The sequence below is a fragment of the Embleya scabrispora genome (genome assembly GCF_002024165.1).
Taxonomy (GTDB): domain Bacteria; phylum Actinomycetota; class Actinomycetes; order Streptomycetales; family Streptomycetaceae; genus Embleya; species Embleya scabrispora_A.
Genome location: NZ_MWQN01000001.1, coordinates 5,544,620 through 5,562,401 on the forward strand (window position 1 = coordinate 5,544,620; position 17,782 = coordinate 5,562,401).

Genomic DNA, 17,782 nt, shown 5'->3' on the forward strand with positions numbered 1-17,782 from the left:
TCGATATGCCGAAACATACCGCCTTCGAAGCCGACCTCGGGAGTCGCCCCATGAAGCTCGACGTGCTCTACGAAGTGGACGTGCCGCGCCCCTGGCCCGGCGAACACCCGCACGGCCAGCGGCAAGCCGAGCAGCGCGCCTACCGCGAGGCGGTGGAGCAGATCCGGTTGGCCGACCGCATGGGGTTCCACACCGTCTGGGCGGTCGAGCACCACTTCCGCGAGGGCCGCTCGCACATGCCGGCCTCCGAGGTCTTCCTCGGCCACCTCGCCGGCCTCACCGAGCGCATCCGGATGGGCTTCGGCGTCACCCTCACCCCGTTCGGCTTCACCCCGCCGCAGCGGATCGCGGAGAAGGTCGCCACCGTGGACATCCTGTCCGGCGGCCGGGTGGAGTGGGGGACGGGGCGCTCCACGCCCATGGAGCAGACCGCGTTCGGCGTGGACATCGCCCGCTCCCGCGACGACTGGCGGGAGGCGATCGAGATCGTCACCGGCATGTGGCGCGAGGAGTACTTCGAGTACGCGTCGGAGCGGTTCACCTTCCCGCGCCGGATGGTCACCCCCAAGCCCTTCCAGGACCCGCACCCGCCGTGCTGGATGGCCGCCACCTCGCAGGGCTCGGCGGAGATCGCCGGCCGGTCCGGCCTGGGCATGTTGTCCTTCTCGATCATGCAGCCGCTGGAGACGATGGCCGCCCAGGTGGCCGCCTACCGCGCGGCGGCGGCCGATCCCACACCGCTGACCGACGTGACCACGAACAAGGTCGCCGCCTACACGCTCGTGCACACCACCGCCGGCAAGCGGGTGGATCGCCGGGTCTGGGACTCGGTCGCGTGGTGGTACAAGAACCTGGCCATGTTCACCCTGGAATGGGAACTGCCGCACCTGACCCCGGAGGAACGGGACCGCACCTTCCCGCTCCTGAAGCCGCTGTTCGAGGGCGAGGTCCCGGTGGACACCTTCGACGCCGCCGACATGATCGTGATCGGCGACGTGGACACCTGTGTACGCAAGCTCAAGCGCTACGCGGACCTGGGCGTGGACGAGCTGATCTGCTACGTCCAGTGGGGATTCCTGGAACACCGGGAGATCATGCGCACCCTCGAAATCCTCGGCAAAGAGGTCATTCCGGAACTTGAGAGATACCGACCAAACAAATAGTGGGCACGTGCGGTCGGTTGCTGATAGTTCTTGGCGCCGTGAGCACCTCCATATTCGTGTCGCGAGCGCGACGCATCATCCCCGCCGGCCTCGTCTTGGCCCTGGCCGTCGGCTGCGGCGGGTCCGGCGGCGGGTCCGAGCCCAAGGCCACACCCAATGCCGAGTCCAAGACCCAGCCGCCGGCCGGCGGCGCCCCCGCGCCCGCCGGCACCACCCCGCCGACGGCCAAGCCGATCGGGGCGGACGACCCGGCGCTGAAGGAGTTCTACGGTCGCCAACTCGCCTGGGCCAAGTGCCCCGACGACAAGCGCACCAAGGGCGACGAGGGCATGCTCGAATGCGCGAAGTTGCGCGTGCCGCTGGACTACGCGAACCCCGCCGCCGAGTCGATCGAGCTCCAGGCGTACCGCCGCAAGGCCACGGGAGAGCGGCTGGGCATCCTCGCGGTCGATCCCGGCGGCCCGGGGTCGGGAGTGCAGGGCATGACGGCGAGCTTCGCGCTACGCCCGGCGCTGGGCGAGCGCTACGACATCGTGGGGATCGACCCGCGCGGGACCGGCGGAAGCAACCCGGTGACCTGCGTCGACGACGCGGGCACGGACCGGTACAAGGGCATCGACCCCACGCCGGACGATCCCGCGGAACTGGAGCGGATCACGACCTACTTCAAGGAGTTCGCCGACGGCTGCACCGCGCGCGCCGGCAAGATGCTCGCGCACCTGGGCACCGAGGACGTGGTCCGGGACCTCGACGTGTTGCGCGGGGTGCTGGGTGAGGACAAGCTCAACTACTTCGGCTACTCCTACGGCACTTTCCTGGGCGCGGTGTATCTGGAGAAGTTCCCCACGCACAGCGGCCGGTTGGTGCTGGACGCGCCGATCAACCCGGCCCTGGACCGGGTCGCGGGGGCGCGCAGCCAGGCGCAGGGCTTCGAGCGGACCTTCCAAGCCTTCCTGACCGACTGCCTCAAGCAGCGGGACTGCCCGCTCGACGGCACGCCGGCCGAGGCCACGCGGAAATTGGCGGATCGACTGCACGAGTTGGGCCGGACACCCCTGACGACCGCCCAGGGCCGCACGATCGGGGAGGGCGAGGTCGTCAACGTGATCGCGCAGGGCATCTACAGCGAACGGTCCTGGAAGGACCTGCGCATCACGCTGCGCGCCTACCTGCGCGACGACGCGGCCAAGGCCGCCGCGGAGACCGACCCGTGGCTCGGGCGGGACCGCAACGGCGCCTACCCCGGCGACCACACAGCGGCCAACCTCACCATCAACTGCGCTGACGGGCGGTCGTTGACCATGGCCGAGGCCGACCGGCTGGCCCGCGAGGTGGCGGACACGATGCCGATCACCGGGCCCGGGACGGTCTGGTCGTTCGCCGCCGACTGCCGGCCCAACGGGACCGACCGGGCCAGGCCGATCCAGGCGCCTGGGGCACCGCCGGTGCTGGTGATCGGCTCGACCGGGGATCCGGCGACGCCGTACGAGCAGGCGCAGGCGCTCACGCCGCAATTGCCGGGCGCGGTGCTGCTCACCCGTGAGGCCAACGGGCACGGGTCGTACAACAGGGGCAATACGTGTGTCGACGGCGCGGTGGAGACGTATCTGGTCAAGGGTGAACTGCCCGCGGCCGGCACCCGCTGCGGCTGACTTCGACGCGGCTCGGGGGCGGGGCGCGCATCACGATTGCGGCTCTCGCCCCCCTGTCGCGTCCGCGCGTTGTACGGTCCGTGAGTGACAGTCACATCACTCGCGACGTGGCCCGTCGACTACCCGAGCGACTATGCGGTGGTCGACGTGGAGACCACGGGGCTTCGGAGTTCGGATCGCATCGTCTCGGTGGCCGTGGAGGTCCTGGACCGGCACGGCACCGTCACCGATCGTTGGTCGACGCTGGTGGATCCCGGGCGTGATCCCGGACCGGTGCACATTCACGGGCTGACCGCCGAACGGCTGGCCGGGGCACCGACGTTCGACCGCGTCGCGGAGGATCTGGCCGAGTATCTGACCGGGCGGGTCCTCGTCGCGCACAACGCGCCGTTCGACTGGCAGATGTTGACGTCGGAGTACCGGCGGCTGGGCACGGCGTGGCCGATGGAGCGTCGGTTGTGCACGATGGCGCTCGCGCGGCACCTGGAACTGCCGGTCGGCGACTACCGGTTGGCCACGCTCGCCGAGCACTACCGGGTTCGCCAACTGCGGGCGCACGACGCGGTGGACGACGTGCGGGTGCTCTCCGAGATCTTCCGGTACGGCCTGCACGAGGCGGCCGGCGCGGGCCTGCCGCTGCCGCTGACCGCGCCCGGCGACGAACCGGGGCAGCGCCGCGCCGCGGTCGCGCGCGGTCGCAACGCGGAACGCGGCACGCCGGCCAAGGCGCCGTGTCCGTGGGTGAATCCGGGTCGGCTCGACCTCGGCGTCGGGCTGGTCCAGGGCATGCGCGTGGCGTTCACCGGCGCGACCGAGCGGCCGCGCGAGGGGTTGGAGCTGCGCGCGAGCGAGGCCGGGCTGTACGTCACCGGCTCGGTCAGCGGCAGGACGTCGGTCCTGGTCACGAACCACCCGCGCAGCGGCAGCGGCAAGAACCGCCGGGCGGCGCAGGCGGGGACGCCGGTGATCGACGAGGCGACGTTCGTCGAACTGGTGGCCCGGGTGCGGCCCGGGACGGCGCGGGTCGGGGTGGTGCCGGCGCCGCGCGGGGAGGGCGCGAACGGCCCGGTGGAGGTAGTGGTCCCGGAGCGGGCCGAGGCCGTTCCCGCCGAGGTTGTCGCCGCGTCGGACTCGGCCCGGGGCACCACCGCTCCCGCGCCCGACTCGCCGCGGGCCGGCGCCCGTGCGGCCGTGCGCCAGGTGCTGGTCCTCCAGGGCCGCGACGAGCACTTGGACGGCGGTCGGGTCCGGCAGCTCGTCCTGGAGTCCGGGGCCCGGCTGCGGATCAACCTCACCTCGACCGTGGACACCGTGGTGGTGCTGCCCGGCGCGGCGGCCGACCCCCGGATCGCCCGGGCCGAGGGGTTCGGCGCGGTGTGTCTGACCGAGGCCGAGTGGTCCGCGTCGGTGTCCGCGACCCCGACGGCGCCCGCGACGTCCGGCCGGCCCGACACCGGCCATCTGCCGCGCGGGGGCACGGTCGAGCTGCCCGGCGGGGCCAACCCCGGCCGGTGGACGCTGAACGCCTCGTGGGCCTGGGATCGCCCCGACGAGGAGATCGACATCGTGGCCTTCCTCCTCGACGAGCACGAACGGGTACGCGGCGACGCCGACTTCGTGTTCTGGAACCAGCCGGCCACGCCGCTCGACCTGGTCGTCCTCGACGCGTCGGGGCCGGCCGAGCAGACGGTCACCCTCGAACTGGACGCGCTGCCGCGTGATGTACGTCGCGTCGTGATCGCCGCCGCCGTGGACGGGACCAGTACGTTCGACGCGGTCGGGCCGATCGAACTGGACGTCGCGCCGTTCCAGGGGACCGCGTTCCGCCGCTCGGTGCTCGACGCCGCGACGGTGGAACGGGTGCTGCTGCTGGGCACGTTCTACCGGCTGGGCACGGGTTGGAAGTTCCGTACCGAGGGCCAGGGCTACGAGTTCGACCTCGCCGGCCTGGCCGCTTCCTTCGGCGTGGACATCGCCTAGAACCGGTCCGACTCGTCGACATGACGACCGCCCGACCGGCCGGTAACCGGAGTGCGATTCGGTCGCCGGGCGGCGGAGTGGTTTGCTTGACCCGGCCGACAGCAATCGAGGGCAAGGAGTGGTCATGGCGCAGGTCAGGGCAACCGCACACACGACTGTGGCGGCGGAACCGGAGGCGGTTTTCGCGGCCGTCGCGGATTACGCGGACGTGCGACCCAAGCTGCTCACCGAGCACTTCTCGGAGTACGACGTGCGCGAGGGCGGCAAGGGCGCCGGTACGGTCGCGCACTGGCGGCTGCAGGCCACCAGCAAGCGCTCGCGCGACTGCCTGGTGACGGTCACCGAACCGGCTCCCCTCACACTCGTGGAGACCGACGCCAATTCGTCGATGGTCACCACGTGGACCGTCTCGCCCGCCGGCGCGGGCAGCCGGGTCGAGGTCGTCACGGTGTGGAACGGGGCCGGCGGCATCGGGGGCTTCTTCGAGAAGACCTTCGCGCCGGCCGGGCTGAAGCGGATCTACGACGGCGTCCTGGCGAAGCTGCCCGACGCACTCTGACCCGCGCCGACCCGAGCCGGCGCGCTCCAACGCGCTTCGACGCGCTTTCACGCGCCTTGACGCGCCGGAACGGGTCACGCGGAACGGAAGAGGCCGCCGGACCCACCGCGAGGTGGGTGCCGGCGGCCTCGGCGCGTTCGGGCCCGGCGACGGGATCAGGTGAGCAGGGAGCCCGCGCCGATGCCGAGGGCGGCGGCGGAGACCAGGCCGAAGAAGGCGACCCAGAACGCGCCCGGTATCCGGGTCAGATCGGCGAGTTGGTCCGCGTCCGACCACGGCGCGCGGCCGCGGCTGCGCATCTGCTGCAACTCCAGGACCGGTCGTACGCCGGACACCAGCAGGAACCACACCAGCAGATAGGCGAACGCCGCCTGGATCCGGGCACTGGCCAGCCACGAGATGGCCAAGATCACCCCGGCGGTGACCAGCAGTACCAGGGCGCCGAACCAGTTGCGTATCGCGATGAACATCAGCGCGAGCAGCACCAGCGCCACCCACAACACCATGGTGATGTGCGCGCCCGCGAGCAGCGCCGCCCCGCCCGCGCCCAGGATCGACGGCGTGATGTAGCCGGCCATCGCGGTGAACACCATGCCCAGGCCGGTGGGTTTGCCCACCGACACGGTCACCCCGGAGGTGTCCGAATGCAGCCGGATCCCGGACAGCCGGCGCCCCATCAGCAGCGCCACCATCGCGTGTCCGCCCTCGTGGGCGATCGTCACCACCGTGCGCAGCGGTCGCCAGGTCGGGCGGTACAGCACCACCGCGACCGCGATCGCCCCCGTCACCAACGCGAGCCAACTCGGCGGATCCGGCTGGGTCCCGACCACCCGGTCCCACATGTCCTGCAACGACACCGTGTCGACGTTGCTCACGCCGCCCCTCTCGTCCTACGTCCCGACCGCTGCCCCCGCCGCGAACGCTACCGTCCGCCGCGCACCCCCGATCGCCCGCGCACCGTCCCGTGACGCGACTGTCGCCGACCCGGGGCCTGCCCGGACCGGGGGTCAGCCCGTGGCGGCGGCGCTCGCGGCTTCGGCGGCGGCGTCGATCCGGCGGTCGGCGACCTCGACCCGGACCCCGCCGCCCAGCACGAGCCGATCACGCGGGGCGAGGACCACCTCGGTGTCCACGGCCAGGGATCGGCCCGGCTCGTACGTCGCGCCGTTCCACCGCTCCACCTCGGTGCCGTTGGCGGAGCCGAGATCGACCGCGACCACGTGCTCGCCGGCCCGCCCCGACGCCAGGCGAAGGAGTAGGTGCTGTCGGCTCACGTAGCGCACCGCCTCGCCGAACCGGTGCCCCCGACCGCCCAGGTCGTAGCCGTTGTCGATGCGCCCCCGGCCGAGTACGAGGGCATCGCCCACCTCCAGCGGAAGGCGCTCGATCGACGCGCCGCCGGCGTGGTCGGCCAGCGCCACCTCGCGCATCGTCCGGCGCGCGCCCGCCGCCCGGAGCACGCTCGCGCAGCCCGGACAGACCGCCCGCCCACCGTCGTCCACGCACGGCCACACCGGCAGCCGCCCGCTCCAGGTACGCCCGTACACACACGACGCCTCGGCGCAGCGCCACCGGGTGCGCACGATCTCCGGATGCCGCGCCGGGTCGGGACAGCGGTCGCCGACGTCCTCGACGCGAGCGACGGGCGACTCGGGCCGGATCCCGGCGGGCACGAAGCGCACCACGCCGTCCGCATCCCGCCGCCAGTGGTGGAACCGCTCGGGGTGCGCCTCGATCCACGGGTGTCGGCGGCGAAAGTCGAGGAAACGATCCCCGCTCAGCACGTGCAGCCCGCCGGCTTCGGCCCGTTCCAGGATCACCGTGTCCGCGACCGGCACCAGACTCGCCTCACCGAGCCCGACAAGCCGCCGCAACGCGTGCGCGTCGGCCGGGCTCAGGGTGTACAACAACGCCCGGTCGACCACGAGTTCGACCCGCGCGTCGGCCCCGTGGCGAGCCCGCCAAGCCGCCGTGGCGGCATCGACGCGAGCCGGAATCGGCCCTTCCGCGCCGGCCGGTTCCCAGTCCTCGGAGTGGCATACATCGGCCACATCCACGATCGCGTCCCACATACCGTCCCCCTGCTCGAACCCTGCCCCATTCCTATCCGAAACCCGCCCGCCCCGCCGCGCCACACGCCGCCGTACGCACGCGGCAGGCGGTTGGCACGACCACTACTCGGTGATACTTTGTAGTGGTACTCGGTGTCACTCAGTACCGGGGCAATCGAGGAGAACCCGCGATGGACGACCTGACGGAGATGTTGAAGGGCACGCTCGAAGGTTGCGTGCTCGAAATCATCGCCGGCGAGGAAACCTACGGCTACGCCATCACCCGTCGGCTGAACGAACTCGGCTTCGCCGACGTCGTCGAGGGGACGGTGTACACCATCCTGCTGCGACTGGAGCGGAACGGCCTCGTCCAGGTCACGAAACGACCGTCCGGGGTCGGTCCGCCGCGCAAGTTCTACGCCCTCAACGACGCCGGACGCGAGGAACTCGCGAGGTTCTGGGCGAAATGGCAGTACGTCTCGTCACGCATCGACAAGCTCAAGGAGGGCGGCGGATGAACTTCCGCGAGACGGTCACCGGCAGCGATCTCACCAGGGAATGGAAGGCGTTCGAAGCCCGGGCCAAGGCCCTGCCGGACGGCCACCGGGCGGCGTGGGAACAGATCAAGGCCAACCTCTTCCTCTACGGGGACTTCACCGGCCGCAACCTGCTGCCGATCCTCGACGGCGCCCTGGGGCTGCTCGAGGAATCGGTGGCGGACGGGCAGGGCGTGCACGAGGTGCTCGGCGACGACATCCCGGGCTTTTGCGCGGCGCTGGTCGGCGGAAAAGGGGCGCGCACCCATCGCGACCGATGGCGCGAGCAGTTGAACGGGAACGTCGCACGGAAACTGAGCCGGCTGGGAGGCTGACGTGAGCATCCGGGACATCATCGAGGGCAAGAAGCAGTGGCGGGCGCATACGGCTCGGGTCAAGGCGCTCCCGCCCGACTACCGCATCGTCTACAAGGAGATGCAGACGTACCTGTTCAAGGTCGGCCCGCTCGACCTGCCCGACGGGCCCCTGCTCCCGGGCATCGTCGACTTCTTCGAGGAGGGCGCTGCCGCGGGCAAGGGGGTCCTGGAGCTCATCGGCACCGACGTCGCCGCGTTCTGCGACGACCTGATCAAGGACTCCCGCACCCGTGCGGACGCCCTCCGGGAGTCCATCGGCAGTCGCCCCGGCCCGGCCGAGAAGTAGCACCAGCCGCGTCACACCGGTCGCCCGGTCCCCAGTCGCGGAGCGGGACGCCGCTACGACTCGCCCATGGCTTTGCGGAGCCAGCCCAGGGAACCGGTGCCCAGGAGTTCGGCCGCGATGCGCTTGGCGGACTCGGTGCGCATCCGCTTCTGCGAGTTCACGATCCAGCGCTCGGCGTTGGCGTGCCCCTGGTCCCGGTACTCGACGGCCTGGACCAGGCACTCCAACTTGTCCGCGTCCCCCGCACAGATCGCCTCGGGCGCGAGATCCCCGGTGCGGCTTTCCCCGGTGTCGTGCCACACACTCAACAACGCGGCCCGCGCCGGATCGGCACCCTCCATCTCGGCGATGATCGAGGCCAACAGGGCGGCCCGCCACGAATGCTCGGCCACGCTCTCCGGATCCTTGACCCCCGCGATCCACCACCCGGTGCGCTTGTGGTTCTTCAGCGTCCCCGCCTCGAAAAGAAAGTTCGCCACCACACGGTCGTCGTCAGCCACGCCAAGCCCCTTGCCTGTCGACCGGCAACGTGATTCGACCGGCCACGTGATGCGGATGTCGGCGATCGTAGTCGGGAGTCCGACGAGGTCACTGCCGATGCTCTCTCGGCGTACCTTGGCAACAGGCGCACACACCACCTCCGGGGGCATTCATGGACGTGCCGGCTGACCTGACGATGGGCGAGCGGATCGAGTGGTTGCGGAGGCGGCGTGGGATGAGCCGTCCGGTCCTGGCCGGGTTGTGTGGCCGCGGGCCCGACTGGCTCAAGAAGATCGAGTCCGGTGAGCGTGAACTGCGCGATCACAGACTGATACTGCGGTTGGCGTGCGTTCTCGGGCTGACGGATCTCGGGGTCCTCACCGGTGCCGGCGCCGGGGAGGTGCTGCAGCCCGTGTCACCGGCCCTGCATCACGAATCGATCCCCGGCATCTGGGCGGCGGTGAAGAAGCGGAACCACTCCGCCGTTCGGCCTGCGGAGGCACCGGACGTGGCGGCGCTCCGGGCGCGCGTCGATGCCGCCTGGCGGCTGTGGCACGGCTCGCGGTTCAACCGCAGCGAGGTCGGCGCGCTCCTGGCCGATCTGATCGGCGACGGCGAGGTCGCGGTTCGAGTGCTCGACGGGCCGGAGCGGCGTGAGGCGTACGCCGTCCTGGCCACGATCTACCACCTCGTACAGCAGCACATCGCCTATATCGCGCCTGCCGAGCTGGTGTGGGTGGTGGCCGATCGCGGCATGTCGTCCGCGCAGTACGCCGACACGCCGGAGGCACTCGCGGGGGCCGCCTGGTGCTACGGCAACGCGTTGCGCGAGACGGCCGACGGCGACGAGGCGCTGGCGGTCGTGATCGACGCGGCGGATGCGATGCGTCCGCACCTGGACGACCTCGGCGAGGACGCGCGGGGCCTGTACGGCGCGCTGCACCTGCATGCCGCGATCACGCACGCGAAGTCCGGCCACGACGGCGATGCCTGGGCCCACTGGCAGCGCGGCGACGCGACGGCGAAGTCCCTGCCGGCGGGCTACCTGCATCCGTGGACGGTCTTCGGGCGGACGAACGTGGACATCCACGCGGTCTCGGTGGCGGCCGATCTGCGGCGCGCGGGAACGGCGTTGGAGTACGCGGACCGGATCGATCCGGAAACCATGCCGTCGATGGAACGCCAGTCGCGACTGTGGACGGAGAGCGCCCGCAGCCACGTCCAGCGGGGCGAGCACACGGCGGCCCTGCACCTGATGAAACGCGCGGTCACGGTCGGCCCGGAGGCGGTGCGGTTCACCCCGGCGGCACGGGGCGTGATCGCCGAGCTGTGGCGGACCACGCGCGGTCCCCTCCGGAACGATGTCGTGCAACTCGCGGAGAACGTCGGCATCGTCGACTGAGCACGCACGAACAACAGGGACGGATTGACCCTTCCGGGTGGAGGGACGATCTGTCCCTGTTGCCGTCTGCATCCTCGTCCAAGGTTGCGTGACCGTTCGCCGTTACCGCGAGGAATGCCATGAGCCGACGCAAGTTCACGCACACCGTGCCAGTTTCACCGATCGGGCGGCTCGACCCGGTCCTGTCCGCGCCCGATCGCGTCCTCCGCCCGGACGCGGTGCTCCCGGCGGTGACGCCGTGACGCCGCGCAGCGACATCGTCGTCCGGGTCAGCGTCACCGAATCGGGTGACTCGTCTCGCCCGCATCGCATCGTGTTGCCCGGTCGCCCCGAACTGGACCTGACGCGCGCAGAGTTGACCGCGCTGGTGCACGAGGCCCGGATGCGTCTGGTGCGGACGCTGCCGCCCACGGGGATCGGCCGGATCTCGAACTCGGGCGGCTGAACCATGCTCGACGCCGCCCGCGAGGAGGCCATGCCCCCGCCATCCCGTGACCGGCCGGCCGCCCTCGTGCGGCTCGCCGCTGCCGCCGCCGGGCGCGACCGGCTCCAGGGGTGGCAACCCGATCCCGCGACGACGGCCCGTCAGCGGCGGGATGCGCATCGCCGGGAGTGTCGTGCCGCCGGGGCCGCGCTGCGTGACGCGGTTGCCGACGCGTACCGGGCCGGGATATCCATCGAAGTCGTCGCCCGCGTTGCCGGGTTCTCGCCCGGCAATGTGCGGATGGTCCTGCACCGCGCGCGCACCGCCCCCGAGCCGAGTCCGTTTCGCATCCCAGGAGAACTCGTGTCCACCCCACCCCCCTGGTCCGTCGGCGAGCACCTGTGGCGCAGGCTCGACCACGGGCTGCACCACCTCGGCACCATCACCCGCGTGTGGCACGACGGTGACCGGTGGATGGTCGAATACGACTACGGCGCCCTCGCCGACAAGACCACCACCGCGCCCGCCGCCGAGATGTACCGGGCCGGGCCCATGACCCGGCCCGTCTGAGCGCCCCTGCGACAGGGTCGATCCGGTCCGGTGCGTTCGGCGGGATGAGCTTCCGACGCAATTCACGCTCAGCTGCGGATGGTGGCGGTGAGGCCGGGGTGGGTGGTGGTGAAGGAATCGAAAAGTTCCCGGAGTTGCCTTTCGCGACGTTCGCGGACGTCGCGAAGGAGGATGCGTGGCGGGTAGCGGGGGAGTTCGTGGCGCCACTGCCGTTCGAGCGTGGCGAGAGCGGCGTGCAGGCGTGCGTATTCGGGGTTGTCAGGTGAGTCGGACGGGTCCGGATCGTCGTGGCCGTGGGTGACGGCGAGGCCGGAGGGTCGGTCGAGGTACACAGTGGCTTGGGAAAAGAAGGTCGGTCCCTCCCGCGGCCCCAGGTCGACACCGTAGACGAGGTCCGTGTTCCAGGAAAGCGCGTCCATGACGGACTCCAGGAGCCGTTGCGCCTCCGGGCGGCCCGGCTCGGTCAGTCGCCACTCGAGGACTTCCAGGGAACCGATCAGCGGCCAGAACATGAACGTGGCGATACCACGCTTGCGACCGCGCACGCCCGTCAGCGCGCGTCTCAGACGCTTCGCCCGGGCATCCTTACGGCGACTGCGACTCATGGGAACGCTCCTTCGTCCTCTCGAATGACGTTGGGATTCCGCGCGTCGAACCCGCCCGGCGTGCCCCGCGACCACGACCGTAGCAACGCGGCCGAACACGCCGTCGTGGGTCCCACCGGGCGTGAGGCGCAAACTCGCTCGCTCCGCCGGCTCACACGTTCTAACGTGCCCACGTGTCTTCGACCATGCCCACCACCCTCGCGCTCTCCGCCCAATCCACCACCACGGGGGAGTTGTTGGCCGGAGCTGCCGTTGGGCGTGGGATGGCGGTTGTCGTGCTTGGCGGGCCCCGGCCCGAGCTGCGGGGCGCCGCGGCCTACTACGGCGGGCCCCGGTTCGGCGACAGCGTTGCCGCGTCGCTGGATGTGGCGCTGCTGGAGCCTGCGGACGACTGGCTCGCCGCGTTGCCGGAGCGGTGGACGCGGCGGGGGATCGTCGCGACGACGATGGGTGAGGCGCGGCGGTTGCGGACGCCCGCGTTCGTGAAGCCGCCCAGTGACAAGTCGTTCGAGGCGGCCGTGTACGCGGACGGCACCCGGCTGCCCGCCGCCGTCCCCGACGCCACGCCGGTGCTGGTCGCCGAGATCCGGACCTTCGTCGTCGAGTACCGGCTGTTCGTGCTGGACGGCGTCCCGCACACGGGTTCGCGCTACGCGACCTTCGGTCGGCTCGACCCGATGCCGCTGACCGGTGATCCCAGGGCCGGGGAAGTGTTCGCCTTCGCCCGCGACCTGCTCGCCGAGCACGGCGCGGGGTTGCCGAGTGCGGTGGTCCTGGACGTCGGCCTGGCCGGCACCGCCGACAGCGCCGAGGAGCACTGGGTGGTGGTCGAGCCCAACATGGCCTGGTTCAGCAACATCTACGCCGCCGATCCGGCCCGATGCCTGGACGTGATCGTCGCCGCCGCCGGCCCCCGCGCCGCGCTGCGACCGGCCGACACCCGCTTTGCCCGGGCACGACCCGCCGCACCCGCCGACTGCGGGACCGGTGTTCGCTCGCCCTACTGCCTGCCCGGCGAGCCGTAGGGCCTCCCTGGGCCGGCTTCGGCTGTCAGGTACGCGTCGGCCAGGGTGGTCACGCAGGTCAGGTTCGTGCCGAGGCCGGGGCGGATGATCCAGGTCATCGACGAGCCCGGCTGGGGGCGCGGGCCCGGGAGGGTGAGGCAGCCGCCGTGGCCGACGTAGTGGTAGCGGGCGCCCTGGGCCGGGCCGACCGCGCCCTGCCAGGCCTCCGCGCTGCCCGGTCCGACCAAGTAGGCCCACTTGCCCGCGTGCTCCTCGCCGATCACCGCCCCCACGGGGGCGCCCGCCGCGACCAGCACCGCCAGCACCGCCCGCCCCAGATCGGCCCGCACCACCACGGCGTCGAACAGCCGGCCGGTGTCCGCCGCGCGGCGTGCGCCCGGGTTGGTCAGCCAGGTGTGCCGCGTATCGCGCGGATCGCGGGTGGCGGCACTGATCCACGCGATCCCGGCCTGATTCACGCCGGCGTCTTGCTCCCGCAGCACGATTCCTCGCCTCCCAAGGTTCGGGACACCGGCGCGGCCCCGGGCGCGACCGGACCCCCGCGAGCCCTTCGGCGGGTGCTCGACGGGTCGCTGTAAGTAGCGTCCTCGGTACGGGCATCAAGTGCAAGTCAAACAACTCACCCGACTTGCATCGTGTCGGATATGAGTACCATGACGCCCACTTCTCGGGGTGAACTCCCGAAATCTGGCGGAAAAGCCATGAGTATTGCGAAAAGCCGCGACGGGAGGAAGCAATGGGCGCCGAGCAGTACCCGACCGTGCGCAGGCGCGTCCTGGGCTCCAACCTGCGTCGGCTGCGCGAGGATCGCGCGTTGCTCCTGGAGGACGTGGCCGACGCGCTCTCCTGCCATCCCGCCAAGGTGAGCCGGATCGAGTCCGGCCGCAGCGGCATCCGGGCGCTCGACCTCAAGGCGCTGCTCGACCTGTACGACGTGACCGATCCGGCCACGCGCGAGGGCTGGTTGGCGCTGGCGCGCGAGGGCCGGCGACAGCGCTGGTGGCGCGACCTCGCCGACCGACTCCCGCAGGACTTCCTCGACCTGATCGGTCTGGAAGCCGAGGTCGCCTCCTGCCTGGGCTTCCAACCCAGCATCATTCCGGGGCTGTTCCAGACCGAGGAGTACGCGACCGCCGTCATCCGCGGTGGCACTGTGGGACCGCTCGACGAACAGTGCCGGACCAGGGTCCGGGTGCGACTGGATCGGCAGCGGGTGCTGACCCGCGAGGAGCCCGCCCCGATGCGGGTGTTGATGGTCATCGGCGAAGCCGCGCTGCGCCAGGAGATAGGCGGCCGGCGGGTGTTGCGCGAGCAGCTCGTGCGCTTGATCGAAATTGCCCAACTTTCGAACGTGACCGTGCAGGTACTACCCTTTTCGGCAGGCGCCTATCCGGGCGGCCCCACGCCGTTCTCGATCTACGGGTTCCCTCCCCCCTCGGGGATGGAAGTGGTTTCGCTGGAGAGCTTCACCAGCCACGCCTACCTGGAAAGAGCCCAGGACACCGCTCACTACGGCAAGGTTTTCGCGGACTTGCGGGGAATCGCGCTGAGTCCCATCGAGTCCGAGGCCTTCATCGCGTCCAGTGCCAAGGAACTCGCAGGCCGATCGTCCTGCGCACCGACCACCTCGCAGCCCCCTCGCGGCCTCACCGACTCGCGGACCGAAGAGCCGAGTGGCCCGGTAACCGCGCAGCCGAGTAAACGAGCAGCCGAGCAGCCGAGTTAGGAAGAATGCCGATGCCTGAGAACTCACCCCTTTGGGTCAAGAGCAGCTACAGCATGCAGAACGGCGACTGCACCGAGATCCGCCCCCACCCCGACGGCCGCACCGACGTACGCGACAGCAAGGACCCCGCGATCGGGCAGTTGACCGTCGCCCGGGCGCCCTGGGCCGCGTTCGTCGCCACGCTGCGCGCCGACGCCTGACCGGATCCGCCCGCCCGACCGGCCCCGGCGAACACCCGACCCCCCGACGGGCGTTCGCCGGGCCCCGCCCCAGCGGCGAACCGCGGCGGCCCGCCGTGAACCGCCGCGACCCACCCCCATGAACCGAACAATGGGTTAGAGCCCCGCCCCCTCGCCCGGTACGCTCCGGGTGCATGGTTCCCGCCTCTGGTTCCCCCCGCATGCCCGACAAGCCCACCCTCGACGGGCTGGAAGCGAAATGGTCGCGCGTCTGGGACGAGACGGGCGTATACCGCTTCGATCGCACCCGCACCCGCGACGAGGTCTACTCGATCGACACCCCGCCCCCGACGGTCAGCGGATCGCTGCACGTGGGCCACGTCTTCTCGTACACGCACACCGACGCCGTCGCGCGCTACCGGCGCATGTGCGGGCGCGAGGTCTTCTACCCCATGGGCTGGGACGACAACGGCCTGCCCACCGAGCGGCGGGTGCAGAACCACTTCGGCGTGCGCTGCGATCCGGCGCTGCCGTACGACCCGGACTTCGTGCCGCCCGCGCAGCCGGCGAAGCGCCAGATCCCGGTCTCCCGACGCAACTTCATCGAACTGTGCGAGGAACTCACCCGGCAGGACGAGCGCGCGTTCGAGGAGTTGTGGCGACTGCTCGGGCTGTCCGTCGACTGGTCGATGACGTACCAGACCATCGACGCCGTCTCGCGCACCGCGTCACAGCGGGCCTTCCTGCGCAACCTGGCGCGCGGCGAGGCGTACCCGGCCGAGGCGCCCACCCTGTGGGACGTCACCTTCCGCACCGCCGTGGCGCAGGCCGAGCTGGAGGACCGGGAGCGTCCCGGCGCCTACCACCGGCTGACCTTCCGCGCCCCGACCGGCGACGCGCTGGAGATCGCCACCACCCGGCCGGAGTTGCTGCCCGCGTGCGTGGCCCTGGTCGCGCACCCCGACGACACCCGCTACACCCACCTGTTCGGCTCGTGCGCCCGCACCCCGCTGTTCGGCGTCGCCGTGCCGGTGTACGCCCACCCGCTGGCCGATCCGGAGAAGGGCTCCGGGCTGGCCATGGTGTGCACGTTCGGCGACACCACCGACGTCACCTGGTGGCGCGAACTGCGCCTGGAGACCCGGCCCGTCCTCGACTGGGACGGCAGGTTCCGGAGCGAGCCGCCGGCCGGGATCGAGCGGCCCGAGGGGATCGAGGCGTACGCGCGCCTCGCCGGCGCCACCGTGTTCACCGCACGCGAGCGGATCGTGGCGATGTTGCGCGAGAGCGGCGACCTGGTCGGCGAGCCCGAGCCGATCACGCACGCGGTCAAGTTCTACGAGAAGGGCGACAAGCCGCTCGAGATCGTCACCACCCGGCAGTGGTACCTGCGCAACGGCGGACGCGACGCGGACCTGCGCGGCCGACTGCTGGCCCGGGGCGCCGAGTTGGCCTGGCATCCCGCGCACATGAAGGTCCGCTACGACAACTGGGTCGACGGCCTCAACGGCGACTGGCTGATCAGCCGGCAGCGCTTCTTCGGCGTGCCGGTGCCGCTGTGGTACCCGCTGGACGAGGCCGGCCTGCCGCTCCACGACAAGCCGCTGTCGCCCGCCGAGGCCGACCTGCCGATCGACCCGTACACCGACGTGCCGCCCGGATACACCGAGCAACAGCGGGGCGAGCCGGGCGGGTTCGTCGGCGACCCGGACGTGATGGACACCTGGGCGACGTCCTCGCTGACCCCGCAGATCGCGGGCGGCTGGTGTCGGGACGAGGACCTGTTCGCCCGGGTGTTCCCGATGGACCTGCGGCCGCAGGCGCACGAGATCATCCGTACCTGGCTGTTCTCCTCCGTGGTGCGCGCCGACGCGGAGCACGACAGCCTGCCGTTCGCGCACGCGGCGATCTCCGGCTGGATCCTGGACCCGGACCGCAAGAAGATGTCCAAGTCCAAGGGCAACGTGGTCACCCCGGTCGACCTGCTCGCGCAGCACGGCTCCGACGCGGTGCGCTACTGGGCGGCGAACGGCCGGCCCGGCGTGGACACCGCGTTCGACGTCGGGCAGATGAAGGTCGGCCGGCGGCTGGCGATCAAGCTGCTCAACGTGAGCCGCTTCGTGTTGTCGATCGGCGCGGCGTCGACCGGTGCCGCCGAGGCGCCCGAGGCGGTGACCGAACCGCTCGACCTGGCCCTGCTCGCCGAGTTGGCGGAGGTGGCCCGGGCGGCGGGGGAGGCGTTCGAGGACTACGACTACGCGCGGGCCCTGGAGCGGACCGAGCGCTTCTTCTGGTACTTCTGCGACGACTACGTCGAGTTGGTCAAGGCGCGCGCGTACGGCGAGGCCGGCGACGAGGCGGGCGCCGCCTCGGCCCGGGCCGCACTGGCGGGCGCGCTGTCGGTACTGACGCGGCTGCTCGCGCCGGTGTTGCCGTTCGCCACCGAGGAGGTGTGGTCCTGGTGGCAGGAGGGCTCGGTGCACCGGGCGGCCTGGCCCGCCCCGGCCGCACCGCCGGCGGCCGACCGGGCCCTGCTCGGCGTCGCGTCCGGCCTGATCGCCGAGGTGCGCCGGGCCAAGTCCGCCGCGCAGGTGTCGATGCGCGCCGAGGTGGCCGCGCTCACCGTCACCGGCGACGCCGACGCGCTGGCCCGCCTCACGCCGATCGAGACCGACCTGCGCGCGGCCGGCCACATCGCCCGGATCGACCGGGTGCCGGGGAGCGGGCCGCTGACGGCGGAGGTCGTGCTCGAGTAGCACCCGACCCC

At 71.5% G+C, this 17,782-nt stretch carries 20 protein-coding genes; 15 read left to right on the forward strand and 5 right to left on the reverse strand.

The window, feature by feature from the left end; genetic code table 11:
• Window positions 1–50 precede the first annotated feature (50 nt).
• From B4N89_RS24450 to B4N89_RS24465, 4 genes are all read left to right on the forward strand, one after another.
• Window positions 51–1,163 carry an LLM class flavin-dependent oxidoreductase gene (locus B4N89_RS24450; protein ID WP_078977952.1) on the forward strand — a complete coding sequence of 371 codons (1,113 nt, stop codon included), beginning with the start codon at window positions 51–53 and terminating at the stop codon, window positions 1,161–1,163.
• Window positions 1,164–1,201: 38 nt separating this feature from the next.
• A complete protein-coding gene (locus B4N89_RS24455; RefSeq protein WP_078977953.1) occupies window positions 1,202–2,815 on the forward strand; it encodes an alpha/beta hydrolase in 1,614 nt (537 codons plus the stop codon).
• An 84-nt stretch (window positions 2,816–2,899) separates the two neighbouring features.
• Window positions 2,900–4,795: an exonuclease domain-containing protein gene (locus B4N89_RS24460; RefSeq protein WP_078977954.1), complete on the forward strand. Its 1,896-nt coding sequence runs from the start codon at window positions 2,900–2,902 to the stop codon at window positions 4,793–4,795.
• Window positions 4,796–4,919: 124 nt separating this feature from the next.
• Complete coding sequence (locus B4N89_RS24465) at window positions 4,920–5,354, forward strand: SRPBCC family protein (RefSeq protein WP_078977955.1); 435 nt, start codon at window positions 4,920–4,922, stop codon at window positions 5,352–5,354.
• Window positions 5,355–5,509: 155 nt separating this feature from the next.
• On the opposite strand, the gene B4N89_RS24470 is transcribed toward B4N89_RS24465, so the two are convergent.
• Complete coding sequence (locus B4N89_RS24470) at window positions 5,510–6,229, reverse strand: M50 family metallopeptidase (RefSeq protein WP_235618760.1); 720 nt, start codon at window positions 6,227–6,229, stop codon at window positions 5,510–5,512.
• Between the two features lie 132 nt (window positions 6,230–6,361).
• Entirely contained in the window at window positions 6,362–7,426 is a 1,065-nt protein-coding gene (locus tag B4N89_RS24475; protein WP_078977956.1) for an FHA domain-containing protein, read from the reverse strand.
• 170 nt (window positions 7,427–7,596) lie between these two features.
• Between B4N89_RS24475 and B4N89_RS24480 the strand changes: the two genes are divergently transcribed.
• Genes B4N89_RS24480 through B4N89_RS24490 form a run of 3 tightly spaced genes read left to right on the forward strand, consistent with a single transcriptional unit; the run spans window position 7,597 to window position 8,604 of the window.
• Window positions 7,597–7,923 carry a PadR family transcriptional regulator gene (locus B4N89_RS24480; protein WP_078977957.1) on the forward strand — a complete coding sequence of 109 codons (327 nt, stop codon included), beginning with the start codon at window positions 7,597–7,599 and terminating at the stop codon, window positions 7,921–7,923.
• Window positions 7,920–8,276 carry a DUF1048 domain-containing protein gene (locus B4N89_RS24485; RefSeq protein WP_078977958.1) on the forward strand — a complete coding sequence of 119 codons (357 nt, stop codon included), beginning with the start codon at window positions 7,920–7,922 and terminating at the stop codon, window positions 8,274–8,276. Before B4N89_RS24480 ends, B4N89_RS24485 begins: the two co-directional genes overlap by 4 nt.
• 1 nt (window position 8,277) lies before the next feature.
• The gene (locus B4N89_RS24490) at window positions 8,278–8,604 is read left to right on the forward strand and encodes a DUF1048 domain-containing protein (RefSeq protein ID WP_078977959.1); all 327 of its coding nucleotides are present in this window, start codon (window positions 8,278–8,280) and stop codon (window positions 8,602–8,604) included.
• Between the two features lie 53 nt (window positions 8,605–8,657).
• Here the strand turns inward: B4N89_RS24490 and B4N89_RS24495 are convergent, their stop codons facing one another.
• Window positions 8,658–9,104, reverse strand: a complete 447-nt coding sequence (locus B4N89_RS24495) for an HD domain-containing protein (protein WP_078977960.1) — start codon at window positions 9,102–9,104, stop codon at window positions 8,658–8,660.
• 152 nt (window positions 9,105–9,256) lie between these two features.
• On the opposite strand from B4N89_RS24495, the gene B4N89_RS24500 reads away from it, so the two are divergent.
• The 4 genes from B4N89_RS24500 to B4N89_RS24510 all read left to right on the forward strand — a co-directional run bounded on the left by B4N89_RS24500 (window position 9,257) and on the right by B4N89_RS24510 (window position 11,480).
• Window positions 9,257–10,486, forward strand: a complete 1,230-nt coding sequence (locus B4N89_RS24500; RefSeq protein ID WP_078977961.1) for a helix-turn-helix domain-containing protein — start codon at window positions 9,257–9,259, stop codon at window positions 10,484–10,486.
• A gap of 119 nt (window positions 10,487–10,605) precedes the next feature.
• Complete coding sequence (locus tag B4N89_RS52675) at window positions 10,606–10,728, forward strand: hypothetical protein (protein WP_268812521.1); 123 nt, start codon at window positions 10,606–10,608, stop codon at window positions 10,726–10,728.
• Window positions 10,725–10,931: a hypothetical protein gene (locus tag B4N89_RS24505; RefSeq protein ID WP_078977964.1), complete on the forward strand. Its 207-nt coding sequence runs from the start codon at window positions 10,725–10,727 to the stop codon at window positions 10,929–10,931. The genes B4N89_RS52675 and B4N89_RS24505 overlap by 4 nt, the downstream gene beginning before the upstream one ends.
• Window positions 10,932–10,961: 30 nt before the next feature.
• Window positions 10,962–11,480 carry a hypothetical protein gene (locus B4N89_RS24510; protein ID WP_143658073.1) on the forward strand — a complete coding sequence of 173 codons (519 nt, stop codon included), beginning with the start codon at window positions 10,962–10,964 and terminating at the stop codon, window positions 11,478–11,480.
• A gap of 68 nt (window positions 11,481–11,548) precedes the next feature.
• Here B4N89_RS24510 and B4N89_RS24515 read toward each other — a convergent pair whose 3' ends face one another.
• Window positions 11,549–12,085, reverse strand: coding sequence for a hypothetical protein (locus B4N89_RS24515; RefSeq protein ID WP_143658074.1), 537 nt, complete (start codon window positions 12,083–12,085; stop codon window positions 11,549–11,551).
• Between the two features lie 185 nt (window positions 12,086–12,270).
• On the opposite strand from B4N89_RS24515, the gene B4N89_RS24520 reads away from it, so the two are divergent.
• On the forward strand, window positions 12,271–13,110 hold the full coding sequence (locus B4N89_RS24520) for an ATP-grasp domain-containing protein (protein WP_078977968.1): 840 nt from the start codon (window positions 12,271–12,273) through the stop codon (window positions 13,108–13,110).
• On the opposite strand, the gene B4N89_RS24525 is transcribed toward B4N89_RS24520, so the two are convergent.
• Complete coding sequence (locus B4N89_RS24525; RefSeq protein WP_078977970.1) at window positions 13,086–13,592, reverse strand: hypothetical protein; 507 nt, start codon at window positions 13,590–13,592, stop codon at window positions 13,086–13,088. The genes B4N89_RS24520 and B4N89_RS24525 overlap by 25 nt on opposite strands.
• A 254-nt stretch (window positions 13,593–13,846) precedes the next feature.
• Between B4N89_RS24525 and B4N89_RS24530 the strand changes: the two genes are divergently transcribed.
• From B4N89_RS24530 to valS, 3 genes are all read left to right on the forward strand, one after another.
• Window positions 13,847–14,836: a helix-turn-helix domain-containing protein gene (locus B4N89_RS24530; RefSeq protein ID WP_235618762.1), complete on the forward strand. Its 990-nt coding sequence runs from the start codon at window positions 13,847–13,849 to the stop codon at window positions 14,834–14,836.
• Between the two features lie 11 nt (window positions 14,837–14,847).
• Complete coding sequence (locus tag B4N89_RS24535) at window positions 14,848–15,036, forward strand: DUF397 domain-containing protein (protein ID WP_235618763.1); 189 nt, start codon at window positions 14,848–14,850, stop codon at window positions 15,034–15,036.
• Between the two features lie 200 nt (window positions 15,037–15,236).
• Window positions 15,237–17,771, forward strand: coding sequence for a valine--tRNA ligase (gene valS, locus B4N89_RS24540; RefSeq protein ID WP_201260891.1), 2,535 nt, complete (start codon window positions 15,237–15,239; stop codon window positions 17,769–17,771).
• Window positions 17,772–17,782 lie beyond the last annotated feature (11 nt).